The organism is Nitrincola lacisaponensis, assembly GCF_000691225.1.
GTDB classification, from domain to species: Bacteria; Pseudomonadota; Gammaproteobacteria; order Pseudomonadales; family Balneatricaceae; genus Nitrincola; species Nitrincola lacisaponensis.
The window spans coordinates 279,639-303,601 of record NZ_JMSZ01000032.1 but is presented as its reverse complement, the minus strand read 5'-3'; the positions used below and the strand labels follow the sequence as shown (position 1 = coordinate 303,601).

Genomic DNA, 23,963 nt, shown 5'->3' with positions numbered 1-23,963 from the left:
TTGCGTAGCTGATGGCCTTTTCGGATAATGAGGGTAAACTCCGAATACTACTTAAGACTATATGAACAGGCTTGTTACGCAAGGGTTATTGACCGCTTTTCTGGTTTTTTTTTACTGTGCAACGGTCGTGGCTGAGCCGCGGACTGCCTCGCCTGTTCGTCTGCTGGTGGAAACCGACAGGGATCAGCTCTACCCCCACTCACAACTCCTGATCACCCTGCATATTTTTCATGACGCCCCCCTCCCTGAACTGGTCGATATTTTTCCGCCACAACTGGAAGCAGGTCGTGTCCGAACGCTCGGACTGCCTTTTACCCGACTGGAATCTGACTGGGAAGAAGCTGCGTTTCATACCACGCAGCAATTTGCCCTCTTCCCGGATCAGCCAGGACGACTCTCGATTGAAGGTCCGGGCCTGCGAATACCGGCTCAGGAAGCCCACCCGGCTATTAATCTGTCTGCCGAAATACCGGTAATAGACGTACTGACACCGTTAAACCAGACTGATTACCAGCTACCCAGTGAGCAGCTATATCTCGATGACCGCGCCCGGCAGGTAACCGATGATCCGGTCACCTACCTGCGCCAGCTATCACTGACAGCCATAGGCACCTTACCTGGTCAGTTACCCGACAGGCTGCTCAACGCCGAGCAATGGTCAAATTATCAGTTGATTGACCGCCATCTGGATGAATTTCATTCACGTCAGGGTGTTACCAGCCAACTCACAGAAACCTGGCTGATTACCGCGCATGCCACAACACCTGACTTGCACCCAGAAGTCGCTGTACACTGGTGGGATACTCAGGCTAACCGTTTACAATACAGCCAACTGCCCACCCCGGAGATGCACTTTTCCAGCCAGGCTCATAATCAGGTGACTGCTGAATCAACAGCCGACCGCGCTGTAGCAGAAAGCAGCGCAATATCCCCTTCAGCCTCAATGACTGACAGTACTTCAATGAGCGCCAGCCCTTGGCACCCCTTCTGGTTACAGGGTGGAATTGCTGCAGTCTTGATTGTGGTCGGGTTGATAGCCGGCTATTTTGGATTTCGCTCCAGACCTGTGGCGACCACTCAAAAGTCGCAACAGGGCACACCAAAACCCGCCACTCAGCCCGCACGTCCCAAAGCAGCGCCTGCCGCCACTCAGGTTGCACCACAACAGATTTCATTGGAGTATCAGGCATTCATGCAACTACGTGATGCCTGTCAGCAGAACGCCACCGGCTCTGCACGCAGCGCATTGGTACGCTGGGCGGCCTGCTTTTGGCCGGATCGCAGTATCAGCAGCCCGGCATCGATCTATCAAGCCAATGTCAGCCAGACACTCAACTACCTGCTCCTGGATCTGGAGCATCATTTGAAGCGACCAGGCGATGGCAGCTGGCAGGGTGACCTGCTACTGGAAGCTGTCAAAACCCTGCGCCGCAGGCGCGGCCTCTGACCGACTGCACTCATCACTCAGCGCAGCAGGTTTTCCAGGGCCGGCTTTAACGCTGGATAACGAAACGCATAACCAGACTTCTGTAAGGCCACCGGTTTGACACATTGACCTTCCAGCAACAGCTCGCTGGCTTCACCCAGCATCAGCTTCATCACCACTGCCGGCACTCTGAAAAATGCCGGCCGGTGCAGCACACGCCCCAGGATGGTTGAAAAAACACTGTTGGTAACAGCTTCAGGAGCCGTCAGATTGAATGCGCCCTGCACATCGCTGTGATCCAGTAACCAGCAAATGGCACCTGTCTCATCATCCAGATGAATCCAGGACATCCATTGCTGCCCGGTCCCGATGGGGCCACCCAGACCAAACTGGAAAGGCGGCAACATTTTTTTGAGTGCCCCTCCTGAACGCCCCAGCACAACGCCGGTACGAATCAAACAGACTCGCACACCCAGTGCTTCAGCCTTCAGTGCCTCGGTCTCCCAGTCAGCACACAGTTGATGGGTAAATCCCTTGACTGGCGGGGAGGATTCGTCCAGCTCACCACTCGCCTGACTACCGTAATAGCCAATCGCTGAGCCACTGATCAGCACCTTCGGCGGACTGGCTTGCCCGGCCATCCAGTTAACCAGTTGTGCCGTAGTCTGAATTCGGCTGTCCCGTAGTAACTGCTTGCGGGATGCACTCCAGCGACGATCAACAATACCTGCACCGGCAAGATTGACCACAGCATCCACCGGTTCCCGGATTTTATCCAACTGATCTACCCATCCCGCCCTGGCACCCGGGTTACGCGACCAGATCACCACATCATCACCACGCTGCTGCAACACTTTTGCCAGTGCCTGACCAATAAAACCACTCCCTCCGGAGATCAATATACGCATTGCATTCTCTCCTGCGCTTTTTTTATATACACTAGTACGCATTAAGGATTTTACCAGATTGCCATTTGATCAATATGTTACGACTTTTCTGAATCTGTCAGGTATCGAGTCAATGCAGCCAGAGCCATCAATTGCTGAAGAAAACAGGGAACTTCGGCAACGTGTCAGCATTCTGCATCACAAGGCGGAGCGCAACGAGCAGCTATTGAAGGCTTTTTTTGCAGCTGAATTGGAGCTGTTATCCTGCACCACGCTGGCCGAACTGCTGGACTACCTGCTCAATCATTTCCGTCAAAACTTCAATTTGTCTGCTGTCACACTGATGTTACTCGACCCTGAAGATATGGTTCAGGAACTGCTGGATGGCTCGGCACGCTTTAACGATTTTCCCGGTTTACAATTGATTCGACACCCTCAGCCACTGCGCAGCCTTTACCCTGACAAGCAACTGTTTTGTGGTGAAGCTTCTGCGGAGATACGTCGATCCTGTTTTCCCCTGCCTGCGGATGTGCAATCCTGTGCTCTGCTGCCACTGATTCGGGAAGATTTTCTGATTGGCAGTTTATGCCTGGGCAGTTCAGACCCGGAGCGCTATAGCCATCTGTTACGCTATGACTATGTGTCCCATCTTGCATCCGTAGTCGCTGTCTGCATTGAAAATGCGATCAGCCGGGAAAGCCTGCAACGACTGAGCAGTATGGACCCGTTAACACGGGCACTGAATCGGCGTGCGTTCAGTCAGCAACTGCTGCGTGAAATCAAGCGTTGCAATCGCACCGGTGATCCCATGGCTTGCGTTCTGCTGGATATCGATCACTTCAAGCCGGTGAATGATACCCACGGCCATCTCAGCGGTGACAAAATTCTAAGGGATGTGTCGCAGCTGCTCAAAGATACCCTGCGGGAAACTGACAGCATTGCCCGTTATGGTGGTGAAGAGTTTGCCATTCTGTTACCCGGATGTGGTGAAGCTGAAGCCATACAAGTGGCCGACAACTTGCGGGAAACCATCAGTCAGACGCTGTTTTCAGGTCATCAGCAGCAATCGCTGCGTATTACTGCATCCCTGGGTATTACCCTTTGTGAACAACAGCATACGCAACAAGCCGATGTTTCAGCTTTAACTGAAAGCCTGATTCAGGCCGCTGATCAGGCTCTGTACTTCAGCAAACACAATGGCCGCAATCAGGTTAAATTTAACCCCTGTACACTTGCCATCAGGGCGCAGCAATAACATCCTGCAGCATCGCCTTGTACAGTTCTCGATACTGCTCACCCTGCTTTTCGCCAAATAAAGGATCTTCTGGCTGAGGAAGCTGCTGCTCCAGCCGCGGCCAGTCCTGCGCTTTAGCCACCGCATGAATAGCAGGGAAAATAATACTCTCTTCAAAATCGAGATGGCTGCGCTCACGGCGTACAAAATTTTCCAGGCGTTCGATAAACTCAGACATGGGAATAACCGCATCATGCATGACTGCATCAACGGTTTCAGTAATCTCACGAGAGAGAAGTTTCAGATCAGCATGTTCAGCTTCACAAATCTGAAGTTGTTGATCCAGGGCCGCATCACGCTCGGCAAAATAATGATACATCTGATCTTCACGCGGGTGGTGAAACTGATCAGCATAATGGCCTATGTACTCCACCAGCTCGGCCAGAAGCTGAAAGTTCGGGGCATCGCCGGCCTTAAGTCTCTGGATTTTCAATTCCAGCACCTCTAACAGCCGGCTCAGGTTGATGTGATCTTGATGCAACTGCTCAATTAATGTCATCTCACTGTCTCCTGAAAAGTCGTGAGTTTCACTATATACCGCAGTTGCAACATGCGCTGTTGATCAGCATCAATAAAGCGACACTCAATGCTGACGATCAGATCTTAGCGATACAGTTCGTCATCAAAGGGGTCGAGCGGGTTTTCCAGCAAACTGTCTTCACGGAAATAGAGCACCCGACCTTCCAGTTTCAGGCCTTTGGAACTGAACCAGCGCTCATTTTCTTCCAGCGACTCTTCAGCACGGCTGACGGCATACCAGGCACGAATGAGACGATAGAAATAATGTGCAAACAGCGCTGCAGAAGCGCCCAGGAAAAAGCTAGAGCCCATGGCAAAGATGATCAAAATCAGGGCAACAATCCAGACCCGGCTGCGTTTAGCCTCCTTGACCGCCTCTTTGGCGTTACTCAGTTGCTCCTGACATTTGAGCGCCCGACGGAAATTTTGCTGGAGATCGAATTTTTGGTCGGCAACTAGAAATTTATCCATTCTCTTTTCCTGACAGTTTTATTTTTTAACATTAACCAGAGTATATCCAAGGCCTAGCCGGGGAGCGAGCTTCACGGCTACAACCTTGGACTAACGAACCTATTGACAGAGGCTTTTACTCACAACCTCATACACGTCACCTGACAGCTGGCCCTTATCCATAATGCGCTGCAACTGTGCCTGCATCAGCGCCTGACGATCAGCCGCATAACGTCGCCAGCGCGTCAGCGGCGTCAGCAAACGAGCGGCTATTTGCGGATTCTGTGCATCCAGCTGGAGAATATGGTCTGCCAGAAAACGATAACCACTGCCATCCTGTGCATGAAAGTTCACGGCATTCTGCTGACAGAAGGCACCGATCAGTGAACGTATCTTGTTCGGATTACGTGCATCATAGACCGGATGCTCTAACAGCTGCTGCACTCTTGCCAACCCGCCTTCACGCGGATCGGTAGCCTGCACCATCAACCATTGATTCATCACCAGAGACTCATGCTGCCACTGGCTCAGAAACTCCGCCAGCAATTCATCTGCCGAATCCCGAAAACCTGAATGCGCCACACTGATCAGGGCTGCAAACTGATCGGTCATATTGTCGGCCGTTTCGAACTGCTGCTGTGCCAGCGCCAGATGCGCCGGACTCTCCAGTACCATCAGATAGCTCAGGCAAAGATTACGCAAACTGCGCCGTGCCATATCAGCGGCACTGGCTGTATAGCCAGACTGGCTGTCGTGCTGGCGGCACAGTTCCAGCCAGCTGGACTCAAGCTGTTCAGCCAGGGCACAGCGCATAAAGTGCCTCACATGATGAATAGCCAGCGGATCTATCTGTTCTGCTGTTTCACTGATGTAGGCCTCGCTTGGCAGGGTCAGCAGCAGCGCTGCCATTGCCGGATCCTGAGGAGCCTGTTGCAACACGCTCTGCCAGGTGGCAACAAACGTGTCCGGTAAAGATAAAGGCTTGCCCTGCTGGTAATCAGCAATTAGACGGTTCACCAGTCTGAGCGACAGTTGTTGACCCGCATCCCAACGGTTAAAACCATCCTCATCATGACTGAGCAGGAAGGCTAGCTGCTCATCCGTGTAGCCATACACCAGCTTGACGGGTGCAGAAAAATCCCTCAGTAGTGATGGCAAGGGCGCTTCGTCTATACTGTCAAAAACGAAGGTCTGCTCTGCTTCTGTCAACTCCAGCAACTGAGTGGTTTTGCCATCTTTCAACACAAACGATGAGCCGTCAGCCCGGAGCAACCCGACACTCAGGGGCAAGTGGAATGGCAACTTCTGCTGTGCCTCCGGGGTTGCCGGACAGCTTTGCTGTACGTTCAACTGATAACGCTGAGAAGCGGCATCATAGTGATCGGATACCTTCAGCCTCGGTGTTCCGGCCTGGCTGTACCAGCGTTTGAACTGCGTCAGATCACGACCCGAGACATCTGCCATCGCCTGCACAAAGTCATCCGTGGTGACCGCTTGCCCGTCATGACGTTCAAAGTAAAGGTCAGCCCCCTTGCGGAACACATCTGCACCCAACAGCGTATGCAGCATACGCACAACCGCTGCACCCTTCTCATAGACCGTGAGGGTATAGAAATTGGAGATTTCAATAAAGGATGCCGGACGCACCGGATGCGCCATGGGACCTGCGTCTTCTGCAAACTGTGCGGTACGCAAAATACCCACCTCATCAACACGCTGCACCACGGCTGAGTGCATGTCTGCAGAGAAGCACTGGTCGCGAAATACCGTAAAGCCTTCCTTCAAACTGAGCTGAAACCAGTCACGGCAGGTTACGCGGTTACCTGACCAGTTATGAAAATATTCATGCGCCACCACCGACTCGACACGCTGAAAACCGGCATCCGTGGTGGTACGCGGATGCGCCAGAACACAGGCGGTATTGAATATATTCAGCCCCTTGTTCTCCATCGCTCCCATGTTGAAAAAGTCGACAGCCACGATCATGTAGATATCCAGATCATACTCACGGCCATAGACTTCTTCATCCCAGCGCATCGCATTCTTCAGCGCTGTCATGGCATGATCGAGCTTTTCCAGATCCTTGGCTTCAGCATAGATCTGCAGCGTCACCTGGCGGCCGGAGCAGGTGGTGAACTGATCTTCAAGACACTGCAAATCACCCGCTACCAGGGCAAACAGATAGGCAGGCTTGGGGAAGGGATCCACCCAGGTCACCCAATGGCGACCATCGTCCAGCTCACCGCGCTGTACCGGGTTACCATTGCCTAACAACACAGGAAAACGACTGGCATCCGCCACCAGTGTGGTGGTAAACACCGACATCACATCCGGGCGATCCGGATAGAAGGTAATACGCCGGAAGCCTTCAGCCTCACACTGGGTACAATACATGCCATCTGACAGGTATAAGCCTTCCAGAGCGGTATTGGCCTCAGGATTAATGCAGGTTTCAATTTCCAGCTCAAAGGATTCCGGTACATCCAGCAGGGTCAGAAACTCGGCTTCACGCTGATATGCATCCGCAGCAAGGTGGGCGCCATTCAACTTTATTTCGCAGAGTTCGACACTCTCATGTCCGTGCAGCTGCAGCTGCCGAGTCACTGCCGCCTGAGGATTACGGCGGACCTGCAACTGACTTTTGACGCGCGTTGCCGTTTCATCGAGCTCAAACCTGAGTGAAATAGTGTCAATCAAAAAACTGGGCGGGGTGTAATCTTTGAGATAAATCGTCGGTTTGGCTGACATGGAAACAAGTATCCTTGTGCGCGGTTACGAATTCAGTATTTTCAGGATGTCAGGCTGCAGCGGATCGCTGCCATGCTGAGTACCATCACCACGGGTTCTGTCTATATATCCAACCCGTTGTGATTCCGGCATATTGCGCTTGTGTTCATACGCAATCACCGCTCTCAGGCTTTGCTCACGCTGCTCAACTGTCAGCTTCTGACCATTGGGCCACTTGCCCAGTTCCACAGCCCGCTTCATCGATTCATAGATATCGACAGTCATGGCATCAATCATTTCATCAAACGTCATAGGTTTCTCCTCTTGAGGCTGATACTATCACAGCCATACGTCTCTATTGGAGACAGGATCACTTTTATACTGAGCCGATACACCTAGCGTCGCAGCAACCGGACCGGCAGCACAAACAGCAACCCGACCAGCAAGCCGACCAGATGGGCGGTATTCGCTACGGCTCCCATTCCGACACTTTGCAAAACTCCGAGATACCCCAGCACCAGCCACACCAGCATGAACCCCATCAAACCTTGTGGCAGACCAAAGCCTGGACGATAACCGCGACGATCCCACAACCAGCTGTAGCCCAGAACAGCATAAACAACACCTGACATGCCACCAAACATCGGACCACTGACCATGAACTGTGCCAGATTCGACAGGGCCGCTGCAGCCAGGAACAGGCTCAGTAAGACCCAACGTCCGTGCAACTGTTCAATACGGCTGCCCACGATCCAGATCCACAGCAGATTGAAGATCAGATGCAATTCACTGAAATGCATGAAAGCGGGTGTAATCAATCGCCACCACTGACCCGTCGACAACATGCCAGACAGGGTATGGTGGTAGATCTGTTGTCCACGGACAGTAAAGTCCGTAAAGGTCAGCAACCGCATCACCTCACGGTTGTCACCAAACCCTATTGCCAACGAGACCAGTACACTGATCAGGATCAGTGCCAGCGTCAAACCGCTTTTGTGCCATGGCATAGACCGTTTCCTTTAATCGTTCAGGGCCACTTCCCTGGCCACATCAACCCAGACAAATTTGTCGTTTTGTATGCGAGTTTCTTCATCCAGTCGATAGGCAACCAGCTTGCCATATTTAACGGCGCTGTAATCCAGGCATGCCAGATTCGGTGCCAAAGCCTCAGGTTCTCCCTGGCACCAGTAATGGCCGATGAAGAGCGGCTTATAGTCATCCCGATAGCAGATCAGCTCACTACGTTGCTCACGTGTCAGCGGCAGTTTCGCCAGATGCGCAGGCAATGGGTCAGGCTGAAATACCACATCATTCAGGTAGTAGGGATCACGTAACCAGAATTTAGTTCGAAAAAAACTGCGCTCAAAGCCGTCTTTGCTGACCATGATCTCTTTGTTGGGTAGCTCCAGGTGGGTACCGCGCAGCAGGATGTCCATAATATCGTGCTCTTGCGAATCGCCCACAGCCGAGCGAAACAGGAATCCGCGTTTCATGCGGTTGCCACCATTCATGGCCAGGAAACGGTCGATCAGCGTCTGATGCCAACAGGCATGAACAACTCGAAAATGATCAAACTCGAGGAACACCGGCATCTGCTCAAACCAGTTGAGAAAATCACGCTGATCATCCGGATAATTGGCCAGCTGCTCCAGCGTTGCTTCCAGAATACGATGATTGCGCGGGGTGTGTTTACGCAGGTAAGGCTGAGCAAAACCACTGGGTGCCGGCGTGGTATAACACAGATAGTTATACTCATGATTGCCCATAACAATCTGTGCATGCCCCGCTTCAACCATATCACGTACCAGATGCAAGGCTTCGCGGATATGTGGGCCTCGATCAATAATATCGCCGACAAAAATGGCCTGGCGATCCGGGTGCTGGTACACCCCCTGCTGCTGACGATAACCCATCCGGTTAAGCAAAATACGCAGGCTCAGTGCACACCCATGCACATCACCAATGATATCGTAGCCCGAAAATCTACTGTCCTTCACAGACATCTCCTAAACACTGCCCATGCCATTCCCGAATCAACCCGGCTTGGAGCTCCAGCCCAGTTTTTCACGACAGGTCTGGTAAAAATTATAATCAGTGGGATGCAGTAACTTGAGCTTATGTGCTTTTTTGCGAATTGAAATAACGTCTCCAGGCACCAGACTGAAGTCAGCCTGCCCATCACAAGAGATGGTCGGATAGGTACTGTTTTCTTCGCTGATCACCAGCTTGAGCTCACTGTTACCATTGACGACGATCGGGCGGCTGGACAGGGTATGCGGGAACATGGGCACCAATACCAGCGCATCCAGCTTGGGGTGCATAATGGGGCCACCTGCAGACAACGCATAGGCAGTCGAACCCGTCGGTGTTGCCACAATCAGGCCATCGGAGCGCTGGGTATAGACAAACTGCCCTTCGATATACAACTCGAACTGAATCATTCGCGTGGCTTTACCCGGATGCAGCACACAATCATTCAAAGCCACCAGTTCACCAACCGACTCACCTTTACGACGAATCGAGACATCCAGCAGGAAGCGACTGTCGACACTGTAGCCGCCCTCCAGCACTTCAGCGACCCGGGCTTCAATCTCCTGCGGGGAAATATCGGTCAAAAAGCCAAGATTCCCACGGTTAACACCGAGTACCGGGATGTTACTGCGCGCCAGAGAACGGGCCGCTCCCAGCAAACTGCCATCACCACCAACGACAATGGCAAGATCGCAGATCTCGCCCATCATTTTCTGTTTACAGGTCTGCTGGCCATGGCCCGGCATCACCTCGGCAATTTTCTCATCGAGAATAACATTCAGCCCGCGCTCTTCGAGAAAGCGAATCAACTGCTTCAGCGTATCAATGACCGCCTTACTACCCAGGCGTCCAATCAAGCCGATGTTACGAAAATTATCCATGAATCTCTCACTCTCTATGCACCTGACAGTCATTATAGTGGTAGTGGCCCGGAAAACGCAGGCGCACGCTGCTCAATCTGCGCACGGCAGCCCCTGAGCCCTTGCAGGCCACCTGTATGCAGCAAGGCTACTCTGGAACCCGGAGCAAACCCTCCCTGCAACAACAGCTGGCTTAGCCGGTAATACACTCTTAATGTATAAACCGGATCAAGATCAATACCATAGCACGTTGACAGTTGGTACCATAGTGCCGCAAGCATGGGACTGATACGGGCATAGGGTAAATCACCGGAAAATACCTGATAGCGGGATACCGACGGATAAGCCGATGTCGTCCAGTGTGAGGAGAGCATCTGCCCTGCTGTCTCGGCCGAGACTTTTAAGGCAGGTACAACCAGAACCTGCGTCGTCGCCGGGCAGGCCGTAATCAGACCGGCAGCCGTAGCCCCCGTCCCCAGTGCACAGGCCAGATAATCGGGGAGTGATGCCTGAGGTGACAGATATGACCAGATGTCTGCACAGGCCTGCACAGCTGCCGGGCTGCTGCCACCTTCCGGCACCATCTGAAAATCCCCCAGCTCGGCCCGCAAACACTCAATCCACTCAGGATCCGAACGTCGCGCATAGGCCTCGCGTGTGACAAAATGCAAGCGCATCCCCCAACGCTCGGCATCCTGCAACGTAGGGTTTAACGGAAAAACAGGCTCACCACGAATGACCCCAAGGGTTGGAATACCCTGCTGGTAACCGGCGTATGCCAGTGCGTGAAGATGATTGGAGTAAGGGCCACCGAAGCTGAGCAGAGGCCTGCCTGGTTTACGCTTCGCATCACGTAACGCTGGTTGCAACTTGAACCATTTGTTACCGCTGATATGAGGATGCGTCTGATCCAGACGAATAATCGACAAGGCTACCTGATGCCGCTCCCAGAGTGGCAGGTCTGCGATCTGCTCTGGAATCGAATCTATCAACATGGCAACCAGGAAGATGTCTCGAGAAAATGGCGGAACGGACGGGACTCGAACCCGCGACCCCCTGCGTGACAGGCAGGTATTCTAACCAACTGAACTACCGCTCCGTTATGGTGGGCGAAGAGGGGTTCGAACCCCCGACCCCCTGCTTGTAAGGCAGGTGCTCTCCCAACTGAGCTATTCGCCCATAACGTGTTAACGCTGTGTCTGCAAAAGTGGCGGAATGGACGGGACTCGAACCCGCGACCCCCTGCGTGACAGGCAGGTATTCTAACCAACTGAACTACCACTCCGTTTTGGTGGGCGAAGAGGGGTTCGAACCCCCGACCCCCTGCTTGTAAGGCAGGTGCTCTCCCAACTGAGCTATTCGCCCAAAACGTGTCGCACTCAATGATGACGGTTGGCGGAACGGACGGGACTCGAACCCGCGACCCCCTGCGTGACAGGCAGGTATTCTAACCAACTGAACTACCGCTCCACGCGTCATTCATTGCTTTTGCATTCGTTTCGGTCCGCTGCGTTGCATCCCGTAACGAGGTGCGAATTCTAATGAAATTCTAACCTTTGTCAAACCCTTCATCGAAAAAAATTCAGATTTTTTTCAATTGACTCAGAAACTTCATCGCCGCATCACCAGTATAGTGGATCTCAATAGCTGATCAATAGTGACTTCGAAAACCTTCTGCCCTCGTCAGGCTGGCGGGCAAACCGGGCATCCGCTAAAGTGTCGTCGACCCACACTGCGGAGGAATAGTCACCCGATGTCTGCTGAAACCCTTTCACCTGTTACTCTGGCGCTGGATAGTTTTGTACAACGCCTGACAGAAAGCTGTGCCAATGATGGCTGGCCTCAACTCCCCTTCGACCCCGAATGGCCCAGCCCTTGCTGGCAGCAGGAGGCTGACGAAGGTGTCATGACACTGTGGAAGCCTGTACGGCAGACCGCTGTAAACGATATGTTCGACCGTTTAAGTGAGGCGCTGGAAACAGACATTCACCCGGATATTGGCGATTATTACAGTCGTTACTGGTCCGACCCCCTGCCCGCGCGTGCTGCCCAGGGTGAGCTGTCACTCCTGCAGGTCTGGAACCCGGAAGATCTGGAGCGCCTGCGAGCAAACCTGATAGGCCATGCGCTGGAGAAGCGTCGTCGACGCCTGCCCCTGACACTGTTCTTTGCAGTCACCCTGCCGGATGGTAATCTGATACTGAGTCTGGACAATGCAGATGGCAGCATCTGGCTTGAAGCACCCGGCAAGCCACCCCATCAACGCCTGGCCGACTCTTTGGCAGACTTTCTGCTAACACTCGATCCCTTACCCTTTGACTGAGAGGTACTTTGCTGTGCGCTTGATTAGTCTGTTCCCTCTGTTGCTTATACTGACTCTGGTGGTCGGTTGCTCTGGTCCCATGCCACAACGTATCAATCTGCAACCTGAAGTGGTTTCCGCGCCCCGGCTACCCCAGGCAATGCCTGTGAGAGTCACAGTCAACTACCCCTCACGACAACTGAAAATTGGCACTGTTGCGGATCGACTGGGCAACGAGGTGCCGGTCTGGATTACCGATAATGTTCACCAGGAGCTGCAGCAGGCAACCAACCGCACACTTGAGCGCATGGGTGTAGTGACCGGAAATCATGCCAACGCCCAACTGACACTGACTCTCGAGAATCTCACCTACCACCTGCGCAGTGATGGCGTTCGTCGTGAACTGATTGGAGAGATGCACATCAGCCTGCAAGTAGTCGATGGTCAGCGCCAATACCGTGGACGTTTTGAAGCAGACAGACGCGAAGAGGTACTGCGTACGCCCAGTGAGCAGAAAACCCGCGAATTTGTGAATGCTCTGGCCAGTGACGTGCTGTTCGAGGCCTTCAACGACCCGGAATTCACCCGCTTTTTGATCGCCGGAGCGCGCTAGGCGCTCCGTGCAACAAATCTGAGTGCCACCGAGTTGATACAGTAACGCAATCCGGTGGGCTCAGGCCCGTCATCAAACACATGTCCCAAATGCGCCTCACACCCCGAACAGGTAACCTCTGTACGGATCATGCCATGAGATGTATCACGATAAGCATTCAAGGCAGATTCGCTGACGGGTTGCCAGAAACTGGGCCAGCCACATCCAGCATCAAACTTGTGCGCCGAATCGAATAGTACCTCACCACAACACACACAGTGATACTGCCCTGGCGCATCAAACTGATCATACTCACCGGAGCCTGGCCGCTCTGTGCCCTTCTGACGGCAAATGTAATACTGCTCCGGCGTCAATTCTGCTTGCCATTGCTGGTCTGTTTTTTTCACTTTGGATCGGATTGAGTCAGTCATCTGAAAAACTCCCTGGATTTTCGTTGACAAAGCCCCTGCGGACATTGAATTTAGGCCACCAGCGCGTATCATAGTCGCCCTCGGGCCAGCCGTCCGGCCCTCCTTAGTTTCTACGTCACAGCGCCTTTGATGGAGCGCAGGATCATCATCATGCCCGTTATTCGTAAATCCAACAAACTGATCAACGTCTGCTATGACATTCGTGGCCCCGTCATGCAGGAAGCCAAGCGCCTGGAAGATGAGGGGCATCGTATCCTCAAGCTCAATATAGGCAACCCGGCCCCCTGGGGGTTTAATGCACCTGAAGAGATTGTTCAGGACGTCATCCATAACCTGCCGGAATCCCAGGGCTATTGCGACTCCAAGGGTGTCTTTTCTGCGCGCAAGGCAGTGATGCATGAATGCCAGCGCAAATCGATCAAACAGGTCACACTGGAAGATATCTACATAGGTAATGGTGTGTCAGAGCTGATTGTCATGGCGATGCAGGGTCTGCTGAATGACAATGACGAGATGCTGATACCCACCCCGGACTACCCGCTCTGGACTGCTGCAGTCAGCCTGTCAGGTGGCACACCGGTACACTACCGTTGTGATGAGGCGAATGAATGGTTCCCGGACATCGAAGATATTCGCAGCAAAATCACCGAACATACACGCGGCATCGTGGTGATCAATCCGAACAACCCAACCGGCGCCCTCTACCCTGAATCCCTGCTGCTGCAAATTCTGGAGTTGGCCCGTGAGCACAACCTGATTGTTTTTGCTGACGAAATCTACGACAAGATTCTCTACAACGGTGCCGAGCATGTTTCACTGGCGTCGCTTGCAGACGATGTGTTGTGCCTGACCTTTAACGGTCTGTCTAAAACCTACCGTGCTGCGGGATTCCGCTCCGGCTGGATGATCATCAGTGGCCCTAAACACCGTGCCAGAGACTACATTGAAGGTCTGGACATGCTCGCCAGCATGCGTTTGTGTGCCAATGTACCGGCACAGTATGCTATCCAGACAGCGCTGGGCGGCTATCAAAGCATCAACGAGTTGATCGTGCCCGGTGGTCGCCTGCATGAACAGATGGAACTGGCACACCGGATGCTGAACGCCATTCCCGGGGTGAGCTGTGTCAAACCCAAAGGCGCCCTTTACCTGTTTCCGAAACTCGACCCGGCCATGTATCCCATCAAAAATGACGAAAAATTTGCACTGGATCTGTTACAACAGCAGAAAGTGCTGGTCGTACAGGGCAGCGGTTTCAATCTGGATGATACCCAGCACTTCCGTCTGGTATTCCTGCCATCGATTGATCTGCTCAGTGAGGCGATTGATCGCATTGCAGCCTTCCTGAAAACCTATGAGCAGTAATCCATTTGCCACCAACTCAGGCTATACTTGTCAGTAACAGGATCAACTCAGGAAAGACACCTCTATGTTTATCAAAATCAAAAAGAACAGCGGTATTTTTATGCAGCACAATGGCATTGATAAACGCCATATTGTGCCCGTCACTTCCAACTTCCTGCTCAATCTGGACCAGGTTGCGGAAGCTTCATTTTACACGCTGAAAGAAACCAAGATTCGCTATGATCTGGATCAGCGTCCGATTGAGCTGCCAATGCACACCGCAGTGGTACATCTGCAGATGAGCTATTTGTACGCGCTGTCGCACGATGATCAGAGCAAACACCACAATCAGGTCGCTGAGCGTCAATATTACAAACTGTTTTTCCGCCCTGAAAATCTGGAGCCCTACCAAGAGCTGCGTACTGCCATCGAAACTCAGGTTGCCAACCTCTGATACAACCCTGTCGGCATGCCTGACGCGTGCCGACATCCTCTGCAAGGCTTGAAACTTTCTACAGCCACCCCCATCTAAGTTACAAATTTAAACCTGTTGATCATCATGGAAACCAACAACTATGAGAATTTTACTTTTTCTGGGGACTAACCTGGCCGTGATCTTCGTGGCCAGCATCACCCTGAACCTGCTGGGTGTCGGACACTACCTTGAGGGCAGCGGTCTGAACATGATATCGCTGCTGATATTCTGTGCAGTATTCGGCTTTACCGGCTCTTTTATTTCACTGTTTTTGTCCAAATTCATGGCGAAACGGGCAACCCAGACACAGATCATCAGCCAGCCACGCAATGCTGAAGAGCGCTGGTTGCTGGAAACAGTGGCTGAACTTTCAGCCAAAGCCGGGATTAAAATGCCCGAAGTTGGTATTTTCCCGGCCCAACAGTCCAATGCATTTGCCACCGGCTGGAACAAAAATGATGCACTGGTAGCGGTCAGCGCCGGATTGATGCAGCGCTTTCGTCCGGAAGAGATACGTGCAGTACTGGCACACGAAATTGGCCATGTCGCCAATGGTGATATGGTTACCCTGTCGCTGATTCAGGGTGTAGTGAACACCTTTGTGATGTTCTTTGCGCGCATCGCTGCACACCTGGTCGACAGCTTCATTAATCGTGGCCAGAGCAGCGGTCGTGGCATTGGCTACTTTGTCACGGTGTTTGTATTTGACATCATCTTTGGCATTCTGGCATCCGTCATTGTGGCCTGGTTCTCTCGCCGACGCGAATACCGTGCCGATGAAGCCGGAGCCACCCTGGCCAGCCCTGCCGCCATGATCAGCGCACTGCAACGCCTCAAGGCAGAACAGGGCATCCCCGATCAGATGCCGGACCAGATGCTGGCGTTCGGTATTAACAGCCATCTCAAGGACGGCCTGATGCGCATGCTGTCTACCCACCCACCGCTTGATGACCGTATTGCTGCCCTGATGCAGCGTAATCGCTGATCAGCACAGAAAATACAACAGGGCGCTTTAAAGCGCCCTGTTTTTTTATGCCATGCCTGCTTTTTATACTGCTATAGGCAATGGAGGTTGGGGTCGATCCGGGTCCTGAGGATCATCATCTTTTTCCACCTGACTATTCAGATACTGCTGGATGGCATCCGCCACCCGAACATGCAGATCCGCCAACCCGGTATTACCAAAGAGACGATTAAACTCCAACACATAAGGGTGATCGCCCACCATGGCAATATCGAAACCGGCATGATCGAGATCCAGCTTTTCTGCCAGTTCAAGCGCCAGCGAAACCGCAGCCGGATGCAGCGGGCTCACATCCACCTGCCCGCCACGCGAGACGTTGTTATGAAAACCATCCACCCCCTGTAGTCGCCAATAACCGGCAACCAGCTGTTTACCCACGATGATGATGCGCATATCCCGGTCAATCGGCAGATACTCCTGGGCATAGATCACGTCGGTACGTGCCAGGTATGCGTTCCAGTCAGCCCTGTTTTCAATCAGGAACACCCCCTCCCCCATGCTGCTTTTGGGGATTTTGGCCACGAACGGCAGATCCATCATCTCCCAAACAGCTTCGGCACGTGAAGGTGTGTTGGCATGAATCTCAGTAGAAGGAGTATGCTGGGGGATGAGCATACGAAAAGCACGCGTCATCTCAATTTTATTATGTCCCAGCAAGTAAGATGACAAGCTGGGGAATATTTTCTTTTTCAGTCCGAACACCAGTGCATTCACCTGCCAGTACTCCGGGAAAAGCACCCAGTCAGCAGCCAGAATTTCATCTTTTTGTCGGAACATGTTTTCAGGTTTGAGGATACTCACGCCAGAAAGACGCAGTGTGCGAAACGCATCAAAGGATACGAGCTTCATTCAGGATCATTCGGTAGTTGAATTGCGCGGATTTTACTGCCAGTTTTGTACGGCGTCGATCATTTTTTGCACTGGCCGTACAGTCTCGTATCTCTTACAATAGTGGCTTGCAGGAATCAGCCGGCCACGCGCCTCCCGCAACAGCATTGTCACACCCCGGTGCGACAATCTTCACTCACTTTGAACCACAGGCTGCCATTCATGAAGTTCCGTTTTCCCGTCATCATCATCGATGAAGATTTCCGTTCTGAAAACATCTCCGGTTCCGGTATCCGTGACCTTGCACATGCCATCAGCAATGAAGGGATGGAGGTTGTAGGCTTCACCAGCTACGGTGATCTGACCTCCTTTGCCCAGCAAGCCAGTCGCGCATCCTGCTTTATTCTGTCGATTGATGACGAGGACTTTGCCGAAGCCGGTGAAGACCCCTCTGGCTGTGCCTTGAATGCAGTACGTGATTTCATTATTGAAGTCCGCAAACGCAATGCTGACATTCCAGTGTTTCTGTATGGCGAGACACGTACATCACGCCATATCCCGAATGACATCCTGCGTGAACTGCATGGCTTCATTCACATGTTCGAAGACACGCCTGAGTTTGTTGCCCGTCACATCATTCGTGAAGCACGCAAATACCTGGAAAATCTGGCGCCACCCTTCTTCCAGGCGCTGATGGACTATGCCAGTGACAGCTCCTATTCCTGGCACTGTCCCGGTCATTCAGGCGGTGTTGCGTTTCTGAAAAGCCCGGTGGGGCAAATGTTCCATCAGTTCTTTGGCGAAAACCTGCTGCGTGCCGATGTCTGCAATGCGGTTGAAGAACTGGGACAGCTGCTGGACCACACCGGTCCAGTATCTGCCAGTGAGTCCAATGCAGCACGTATTTTCAATGCCGATCACCTGTTTTTTGTCACCAACGGCACCTCCACCTCCAACAAGGTGGTGTGGCATTCAACGGTCGCCCCGGGTGACATAGTGGTCGTGGACCGTAACTGCCACAAATCGATTTTGCACTCGATCATCATGACCGGCGCCATTCCGGTATTCCTGATGCCAACCCGTAACCATTACGGCATCATTGGTCCGATTCCAAAATCCGAGTTTGACCCCGAGACTATTCAGCGCAAAATCGAACAGAACCCGTTCGCCCGCGAAGCGCTGAATAAAAAGCCCCGTATTCTGACCATTACCCAAAGTACCTACGACGGGGTGTTGTATAATGTGGAAACCATCAAGTCCATGCTCGGTGACACCATCGACACGCTGCACTTTGATGAAGCCTGGCTGCCACACGCCTCCTTCCACGAGTTCTACAAGGATATGCATGCTATCGGCGCGGATCGACCACGCTCAGAGAACTCTCTGGTGTTCGCGACTCAATCCACGCATAAGCTGCTGGCAGGCCTGTCACAGGCATCCCAGATTCTGGTTCAGGACGCCAGCTCACGCAAACTGGATACGCACCGTTTCAATGAGTCCTACCTGATGCACTCCTCTACCAGTCCTCAGTACGCCATCATTGCATCCTGTGATGTCGCGGCTGCCATGATGGAGCCACCAGGAGGACATTCCCTGGTTGAGGAGTCGATTCTTGAAGCACTGGATTTCCGCCGTGCCATGCGCAAAGTCGATGAAGAGTTCGGCAGTGACTGGTGGTTCAAGGTTTGGGGACCAGACTATCTGGCCGAAGAAGGCATCGGAGATCGTGACGACTGGGTCATTCATGCAGGCGACACCTGGCATGGCTTTGGTGAAATCGAATCAGGCTTCAACATGCTGGATCCGATCAAAGCCACTATCATTACACCGGGGCTAAACCTCGCCGGTGAGTTTGATGAACAGGGCATTCCGGCTGCCATAGTCAGCCGCTACCTGGCGGAACACGGTATTATTATCGAAAAAACCGGCCTTTACTCCTTCTTTATCATGTTCACCATTGGTATCACCAAAGGGCGCTGGAACTCCATGGTGACCGAACTGCAGCAGTTCAAGGACGACTATGACCGCAACTGCCCACTCTGGCGCGTCATGCCGGAATTTGCGCAGAAGTATCCCAACTATGAGCGTATTGGCCTGCGGGATCTGTGTAACCAGATCCACTCGGTGTATAAAGCCTATGATGTCGCCAAAATCACGACTGAAATGTATCTGTCAGATATCGAGCCTGCAATGACCCCGGCGGATGCCTGGGCGCGCATGGCGCATCGTGATGTCGAGCGTGTTTCGATTGATGAGCTGGAAGGCCGTGTCACCGCCATGCTGGTCACGCCTTACCCACCGGGGATTCCACTCCTGGTACCAGGCGAACGCTTCAACCGGACGATTGTGCGTTACCTGCAGTTTGCCCGCGATTTCAACGCCCTGTTCCCTGGTTTTGAAACCGATGTACACGGATTGGTGAGAGAAAAAACCGCCACAGGCGACGCCTACTTCATTGATGTCGTAAAAGACTGAAGTGCCTGGACCGGCTTGCAATCGGCAAGCCGGTCCAGATATTCAGGAAGCAGATGTCTGATCCAGAGTCTGCAATAAACGCCCGAGATTATCCTGATATTTTGCCTGCTGTGGCGCATCAGCCTGCTTGAATCGAACATCCTGCTCTACCAGCGACTGCATCAGCGATTTGCCAAAACCTACCTGCTGCTCCACAAAAGCCAGTAATGGACTGTTGATCTGCTCTTTAAGCTGCTGCATCAATTGCCCCAGTCGGCGACCAGGACGCTCTTCTGCATCTGCATCAGTGAGCTGCTGCGTTTGCTGATATTGAGCAGCAACACTGCGCACCTCTGTACGCGACAGGCTTAAACTGAATGCACTGAGCTGGGTTGTATCCAGTGTTAATTCACCGACTTGCTCAAACGCACCCTGTACATCGCCTTTGAAGAAATCATCCGCCAGCTGACCGATATCACGTATCAGGTTCTGAATTGCGTCGATCTCTTCAACACTCAGGTTGCCTTCCACACTAAAGGAAAAACCGGAGCTTTGTGTACGACTCATATCAAACACCATCGCGGCATTACCCTGACCGTCCATGGCAGCTCCAAAGCCATATTGGAAACTGTCACTGCGATCAAAGCGAATACGAACTTCATCTCCTTCACGGGTGGTAATATTCAGCTCAAAGCTGTCTGCTCGCTCGTACCGCTGTGCGACTGACAGAGAGACCATCTCCATTGCCGTACGCTGTTCCGGTGACAGCGCCCGCAGCTTTTCAAATGTCAGCTCTTCTGTGCGTGCAACATCAGTTGCAATTTTGCCCTGCAACACCCCGAGCCCATTCAGAATTTCTTTTGCTTCACGGAATCCCTGTTCTACACCTTTCATGGCACGGTCATAGAGCTGCTGGATTTTCTCTTCAGACTCGCCACGCGCACGTGCCAGCTCCATACCATTGGCCACAAACTGGCTGATACGTTCAGCCACTTTTTCAGGTGTAAACTGGTTGGCATCCAGCTTTTTCATGCCATCCAGGCTCATGCCCGGTATATGCTGTGACAGGGTTTCCAGAATCTGTGTCTGTAACTGATTCAGTACCGGCCCGGAACCCGTGCGGTTTGCTGCAACAGCTGACTGCTTGCCATCGCCACTGCGCAAAAGGCTCGGTTGGTACGCATTGATATTGGTCATGACGCTACCCTCAGATTATCTATCAGGGTTATCGGCCGGCAGGCCTCACGCTTTAACCTTCTCCCAGATTAAACTGAACACCCTCACTGCTAACAGTCCAGACCTGGCGGCCATTAATCCTGTGAGACTCGGCCCACTCTGCCAGTTGATAAAACACGTTGCGCTGAAGGCGTCCCTCCATACCATAGCGAATCAGCAAATAAGGTGAGGGTTCTCCGGTAAGCGGATCCAGCTCAACACGAATCGGGTGCACTTTGCCAGCAACCACCTGTTCACCGGTTGAGGTCGTGAAGCTCAAGCACTCAGGTGACGCGCCGGTACGCTCGACAGAGATCACCTGAAAAGGCACGTCTTCCACTTCGATCCCGACCTTCTCGACCGGTGTTTTCAAAAAATAGCGATCCCCTTCCTTCCAGAGAATGCGGGAAAACATTTTTACCATCGCCGGACGGCGAATTTCACCGCCCTGATAGAACCAACGCCCATCCCGAGTGATGCGCATGGGGATATCACCACAGAAGTCCGGATTCCATTGTTCAAGAGGCGGTAGCGGGCGATCCGTATCTATCTGCTGTAACAGGGCTTCGGGTGATGAAACTGGCTCATTTTTACTCATAAACATTTCAACACAAAAGTGGGTTTATTGAATGCGATTCATTGATACACTAATCACGACTGAAACTTAATCCATTACGACAGATAGAGTAACACATGAAGCGCAGCCTTTCGGAAACACTTCAAGATCCCCAGCAGGGGGTTTATTTTATTGGTACCACACCTCCTCGTGCTGGCACTGATGATGAAATGATGGCCGAAATTGCGCAAAAGCTGCTCGGCCGTCTTAACAGTATTGAATACGATGGCGTTGTCGTCTACGACATTCAGGATGAAAGCAGCCGCATTGAACAACCACGCCCTTTTCCATTTATGGAAACCCGTGACCCGCGCGAATATGCCTGGCTGCTCTCCCGTCTGTCAGGTCGTGAAACCATCACCTATAAAAGCGTTGCCCAGCGGGACCGCAGCAGTTTTGAAGCCTGGCTGAAAGAAACACATGAACAATTCAGCCAGCAGCATCTGGTTCTGGTGGGTGCTCCCTCTTCAGAAGGCCAGGTGCATCTGAGCCTGAACGAGGCCTATAGTGCCCTGCGCGAAAGCGGTTTGCCCTTTAATCTTGGGGGAGTCACAATCGCGGAACGTCATGCTGTCAAAGGCAATGAGCACCTGCGCTTATTACAGAAAAGCGCCCAGGGTTGTGAGTTTTTCATTTCTCAGGCGGTATATAACCCGCAAGCCACCATCGACCTGCTGACCGGCTATGCGCGCGAATGCCGTCAACGTGGCGAAACGCCCAAACGGGTGATTCTGACCTTCACACCCTGTGGCAGCCAGAAAACCCTGGAGTTCATGCACTGGCTGGGTATTTCTGTGCCTGCAGCAACACGCTGGCGTATTCTGGATGCCGAAGCACCCTTGTCAGAATCCATTCGTATCTGTCAGAACAGTCTGGAGCAGATTCTCGAAGCCTGCCTGCCTCTGGGACTGCCACTCGGCCTGAACATCGAAAGTTTGACCAACCGCAAGGAAGAAATTGACGCCTCAATTCAGCTTTTCCGGCTGCTCAAGGCGACTCTGGAGCTTCAGCTGGCTCAGCGGTCGCTGTCATAGCTGCTTCCATTTCCTCTCGCATCTGTTGCAACGAAGCTAATCGGGCCGGATCCCAGATGATCCGGCTTGATTCAAAATCAATACGGTATTCAACCTGCCGCAGAAAATCCATGCCCAGCAAGCCATCATGCGCGGCAGCCCCCTGAAAATCGATCACCTCGGCACGTACACCATTCAGCTGGTATGGGCCTATCTCAATACGATCAAAGGGTGCGGAAAAGGTTTCAATCAGATCCCCACTGGCAATCTGGGCATAGCCGGATGGGCGTGCGTCCAGTGGCAACCCTGCCAGACGGGCACGATGAAACACGGTTGAGGTCGCACCTGTATCGAGTACCATCTGTGTTTGCGCACTGCGTCCTCGTACGGTCACCCTGACAGGTACCAGTACGGTATTACCTCGCAGATTAACCGGTGTTTGCAACGAGGCAATCAACTGATCCAGCTCACGTAACTGCTGCTGTTGCTGCTGCAGACTCAAGCGCTCGGTGCGCTGTAACTCAAGCGCTTCACGGCGCTCCGGTGTCATCGCCGAACCACGTACTTCCAGCTGATCACGGTAAGCCTGAGGCACTCTGGAAATGTGGTCAACATAGATACGACGCCCTGTTTCGTCGACATAATGATAAATCTGTGCCGACAGGGATACTGATACCAGACATCCGCAAAGTAACAGGATGCCTCTGTAGACTCGATTCATATTACCCCCATCAGGATCTTGACCTGATGGGGTTATAGCCCAGGCACCACTGCTTTACCAGTGATCTAGATCAAAATCATCACCACGCAGGATGCTGTCAACCCACCCATCAGTCGATTGAAGGTGCACCAGTGCCGTGGCGTTTTCAGAATGCGACCCAACAACACGCCAAAGCTGGCCCAGAGGGCGATCGAAGGCAGATTCACAATCGCCATTGCCAGAATGATCAGTATGACTGAAGCGATAAACGCATCGCCACTCAGGGTAAAGGAAGCCAGCGCCGATATAGCCATCATCCAGGCTTTTGGATTCACAAACTGAAACAGGGCTGCCTGAAAAAAAGTCAAAGGACGACTCTGTGTCTTGGTACGCAACTCTGGCGGTGGTGAATTAAAAATTTTCCACCCTAACCAGAGCAAATACGCACTGCCGAGCAATTTGAGCACCAGCATCAAGGCAGGCCAACGCTCGAACAAAACCCCCAGACCCAGCGCGACAGCAGACATCAGTAACATCACACCCACCGTAATACCCAGCATATGCGGGATACTGCGCATAAAACCAAAATTGGCACCCGATGCTGTCAGCATCACATTGTTAGGTCCTGGCGTAACCGACATGCTGAACGAAAACAGCAATACCGGCAGCATCAGGGTCAGCAGCTCATAGCCCGACAGCTCCATGGTGTCTCCTCCTCATAAAATTGCCTTGATACAATTATCAAAATTGACTTTAATTCTTGCAATTGCATCCG

24 protein-coding genes and 5 tRNA genes are annotated in these 23,963 nt (G+C 52.6%); 9 read left to right on the top strand and 20 right to left on the bottom strand.

Annotated features, from left to right (window positions below; translation table 11 throughout):
* The first annotated feature begins 61 nt into the window (after positions 1-61).
* Positions 62-1,447, top strand: coding sequence for a BatD family protein (locus tag ADINL_RS11550; RefSeq protein WP_036547956.1), 1,386 nt, complete (start codon positions 62-64; stop codon positions 1,445-1,447).
* A 17-nt stretch (positions 1,448-1,464) separates the two neighbouring features.
* On the opposite strand, the gene ADINL_RS11545 is transcribed toward ADINL_RS11550, so the two are convergent.
* A complete protein-coding gene (locus tag ADINL_RS11545) occupies positions 1,465-2,334 on the bottom strand; it encodes a TIGR01777 family oxidoreductase (protein WP_036547952.1) in 870 nt (289 codons plus the stop codon).
* A gap of 58 nt (positions 2,335-2,392) precedes the next feature.
* Between ADINL_RS11545 and ADINL_RS11540 the strand changes: the two genes are divergently transcribed.
* Positions 2,393-3,568: a sensor domain-containing diguanylate cyclase gene (locus ADINL_RS11540; RefSeq protein ID WP_051632757.1), complete on the top strand. Its 1,176-nt coding sequence runs from the start codon at positions 2,393-2,395 to the stop codon at positions 3,566-3,568.
* Here the strand turns inward: ADINL_RS11540 and ADINL_RS11535 are convergent.
* The 13 genes from ADINL_RS11535 to ADINL_RS11475 all read right to left on the bottom strand — a co-directional run bounded on the left by ADINL_RS11535 (position 3,552) and on the right by ADINL_RS11475 (position 11,664).
* Positions 3,552-4,106 carry a hemerythrin domain-containing protein gene (locus ADINL_RS11535; protein WP_036547949.1) on the bottom strand — a complete coding sequence of 185 codons (555 nt, stop codon included), beginning with the start codon at positions 4,104-4,106 and terminating at the stop codon, positions 3,552-3,554. The two genes, ADINL_RS11540 and ADINL_RS11535, sit on opposite strands and share 17 nt — an antisense overlap.
* A 104-nt stretch (positions 4,107-4,210) precedes the next feature.
* A complete protein-coding gene (locus tag ADINL_RS11530; protein ID WP_036547946.1) occupies positions 4,211-4,597 on the bottom strand; it encodes a hypothetical protein in 387 nt (128 codons plus the stop codon).
* Between the two features lie 99 nt (positions 4,598-4,696).
* A complete protein-coding gene (gene pepN / locus ADINL_RS11525; protein WP_036547944.1) occupies positions 4,697-7,324 on the bottom strand; it encodes an aminopeptidase N in 2,628 nt (875 codons plus the stop codon).
* A gap of 24 nt (positions 7,325-7,348) precedes the next feature.
* A complete protein-coding gene (locus ADINL_RS11520; protein ID WP_036547943.1) occupies positions 7,349-7,615 on the bottom strand; it encodes a YeaC family protein in 267 nt (88 codons plus the stop codon).
* Between the two features lie 83 nt (positions 7,616-7,698).
* Positions 7,699-8,310 carry a rhomboid family intramembrane serine protease gene (locus ADINL_RS11515; RefSeq protein ID WP_051632756.1) on the bottom strand — a complete coding sequence of 204 codons (612 nt, stop codon included), beginning with the start codon at positions 8,308-8,310 and terminating at the stop codon, positions 7,699-7,701.
* A gap of 12 nt (positions 8,311-8,322) precedes the next feature.
* A complete protein-coding gene (locus ADINL_RS11510; protein ID WP_036547940.1) occupies positions 8,323-9,306 on the bottom strand; it encodes a metallophosphoesterase in 984 nt (327 codons plus the stop codon).
* Positions 9,307-9,336: 30 nt separating this feature from the next.
* Entirely contained in the window at positions 9,337-10,215 is an 879-nt protein-coding gene (locus ADINL_RS11505) for an NAD(+) kinase (protein WP_036547936.1), read from the bottom strand.
* A gap of 32 nt (positions 10,216-10,247) precedes the next feature.
* The gene (locus ADINL_RS11500) at positions 10,248-11,189 is read right to left on the bottom strand and encodes a 1-aminocyclopropane-1-carboxylate deaminase/D-cysteine desulfhydrase (protein ID WP_036547933.1); all 942 of its coding nucleotides are present in this window, start codon (positions 11,187-11,189) and stop codon (positions 10,248-10,250) included.
* Positions 11,190-11,216: 27 nt separating this feature from the next.
* Positions 11,217-11,293 (bottom strand) — tRNA-Asp (locus ADINL_RS11495).
* A 4-nt stretch (positions 11,294-11,297) separates the two neighbouring features.
* Positions 11,298-11,373 (bottom strand) — tRNA-Val (locus tag ADINL_RS11490).
* Between the two features lie 29 nt (positions 11,374-11,402).
* A tRNA-Asp gene (locus ADINL_RS11485) sits at positions 11,403-11,479 on the bottom strand.
* Between the two features lie 4 nt (positions 11,480-11,483).
* A tRNA-Val gene (locus ADINL_RS11480) sits at positions 11,484-11,559 on the bottom strand.
* Between the two features lie 28 nt (positions 11,560-11,587).
* Positions 11,588-11,664: transfer RNA gene (locus ADINL_RS11475), tRNA-Asp, on the bottom strand.
* A gap of 283 nt (positions 11,665-11,947) precedes the next feature.
* Here ADINL_RS11475 and syd point away from each other — a divergent pair.
* Together syd and ADINL_RS11465 are read left to right on the top strand one after the other, a co-directional pair.
* Complete coding sequence (gene syd / locus ADINL_RS11470) at positions 11,948-12,517, top strand: SecY-interacting protein (RefSeq protein WP_036547930.1); 570 nt, start codon at positions 11,948-11,950, stop codon at positions 12,515-12,517.
* Positions 12,518-12,530: 13 nt separating this feature from the next.
* Positions 12,531-13,109 (top strand): YajG family lipoprotein, encoded by a 579-nt coding sequence (locus tag ADINL_RS11465; protein ID WP_036547927.1) that lies wholly within the window; start codon positions 12,531-12,533, stop codon positions 13,107-13,109.
* Here ADINL_RS11465 and msrB read toward each other — a convergent pair.
* Positions 13,106-13,519: a peptide-methionine (R)-S-oxide reductase MsrB gene (gene msrB / locus ADINL_RS11460; RefSeq protein WP_036547925.1), complete on the bottom strand. Its 414-nt coding sequence runs from the start codon at positions 13,517-13,519 to the stop codon at positions 13,106-13,108. The two genes, ADINL_RS11465 and msrB, sit on opposite strands and share 4 nt — an antisense overlap.
* Before the next feature lie 150 nt (positions 13,520-13,669).
* Here msrB and ADINL_RS11455 point away from each other — a divergent pair, with 150 nt between their 5' ends.
* The 3 genes from ADINL_RS11455 to htpX all read left to right on the top strand — a co-directional run bounded on the left by ADINL_RS11455 (position 13,670) and on the right by htpX (position 16,323).
* Positions 13,670-14,884: a pyridoxal phosphate-dependent aminotransferase gene (locus ADINL_RS11455; RefSeq protein WP_036547923.1), complete on the top strand. Its 1,215-nt coding sequence runs from the start codon at positions 13,670-13,672 to the stop codon at positions 14,882-14,884.
* Between the two features lie 64 nt (positions 14,885-14,948).
* Positions 14,949-15,317, top strand: coding sequence for a hypothetical protein (locus ADINL_RS11450; RefSeq protein WP_036547921.1), 369 nt, complete (start codon positions 14,949-14,951; stop codon positions 15,315-15,317).
* 121 nt (positions 15,318-15,438) lie between these two features.
* Complete coding sequence (gene htpX, locus ADINL_RS11445) at positions 15,439-16,323, top strand: protease HtpX (protein WP_036547918.1); 885 nt, start codon at positions 15,439-15,441, stop codon at positions 16,321-16,323.
* 63 nt (positions 16,324-16,386) lie between these two features.
* Here the strand turns inward: htpX and ADINL_RS11440 are convergent, their stop codons facing one another.
* Positions 16,387-17,211 (bottom strand): ATP-grasp domain-containing protein, encoded by an 825-nt coding sequence (locus tag ADINL_RS11440; protein ID WP_036547916.1) that lies wholly within the window; start codon positions 17,209-17,211, stop codon positions 16,387-16,389.
* Between the two features lie 201 nt (positions 17,212-17,412).
* Between ADINL_RS11440 and ADINL_RS11435 the strand changes: the two genes are divergently transcribed.
* On the top strand, positions 17,413-19,665 hold the full coding sequence (locus tag ADINL_RS11435; protein ID WP_036547914.1) for an arginine/lysine/ornithine decarboxylase: 2,253 nt from the start codon (positions 17,413-17,415) through the stop codon (positions 19,663-19,665).
* A 42-nt stretch (positions 19,666-19,707) separates the two neighbouring features.
* Here the strand turns inward: ADINL_RS11435 and ADINL_RS11430 are convergent, their stop codons facing one another.
* Positions 19,708-20,841, bottom strand: a complete 1,134-nt coding sequence (locus ADINL_RS11430) for a DUF5610 domain-containing protein (RefSeq protein ID WP_051632755.1) — start codon at positions 20,839-20,841, stop codon at positions 19,708-19,710.
* 52 nt (positions 20,842-20,893) lie between these two features.
* Entirely contained in the window at positions 20,894-21,457 is a 564-nt protein-coding gene (locus tag ADINL_RS11425) for a DUF1285 domain-containing protein (RefSeq protein ID WP_036548757.1), read from the bottom strand.
* A 95-nt stretch (positions 21,458-21,552) separates the two neighbouring features.
* Here ADINL_RS11425 and ADINL_RS11420 point away from each other — a divergent pair, with 95 nt between their 5' ends.
* Positions 21,553-22,509 (top strand): hypothetical protein, encoded by a 957-nt coding sequence (locus tag ADINL_RS11420; RefSeq protein ID WP_036547911.1) that lies wholly within the window; start codon positions 21,553-21,555, stop codon positions 22,507-22,509.
* On the opposite strand, the gene ADINL_RS11415 is transcribed toward ADINL_RS11420, so the two are convergent.
* Positions 22,463-23,209: a retropepsin-like aspartic protease family protein gene (locus ADINL_RS11415; protein ID WP_036547909.1), complete on the bottom strand. Its 747-nt coding sequence runs from the start codon at positions 23,207-23,209 to the stop codon at positions 22,463-22,465. The two genes, ADINL_RS11420 and ADINL_RS11415, sit on opposite strands and share 47 nt — an antisense overlap.
* 65 nt (positions 23,210-23,274) lie before the next feature.
* Positions 23,275-23,892 carry a LysE family translocator gene (locus tag ADINL_RS11410; RefSeq protein ID WP_036547905.1) on the bottom strand — a complete coding sequence of 206 codons (618 nt, stop codon included), beginning with the start codon at positions 23,890-23,892 and terminating at the stop codon, positions 23,275-23,277.
* Positions 23,893-23,963: the final 71 nt, after the last annotated feature.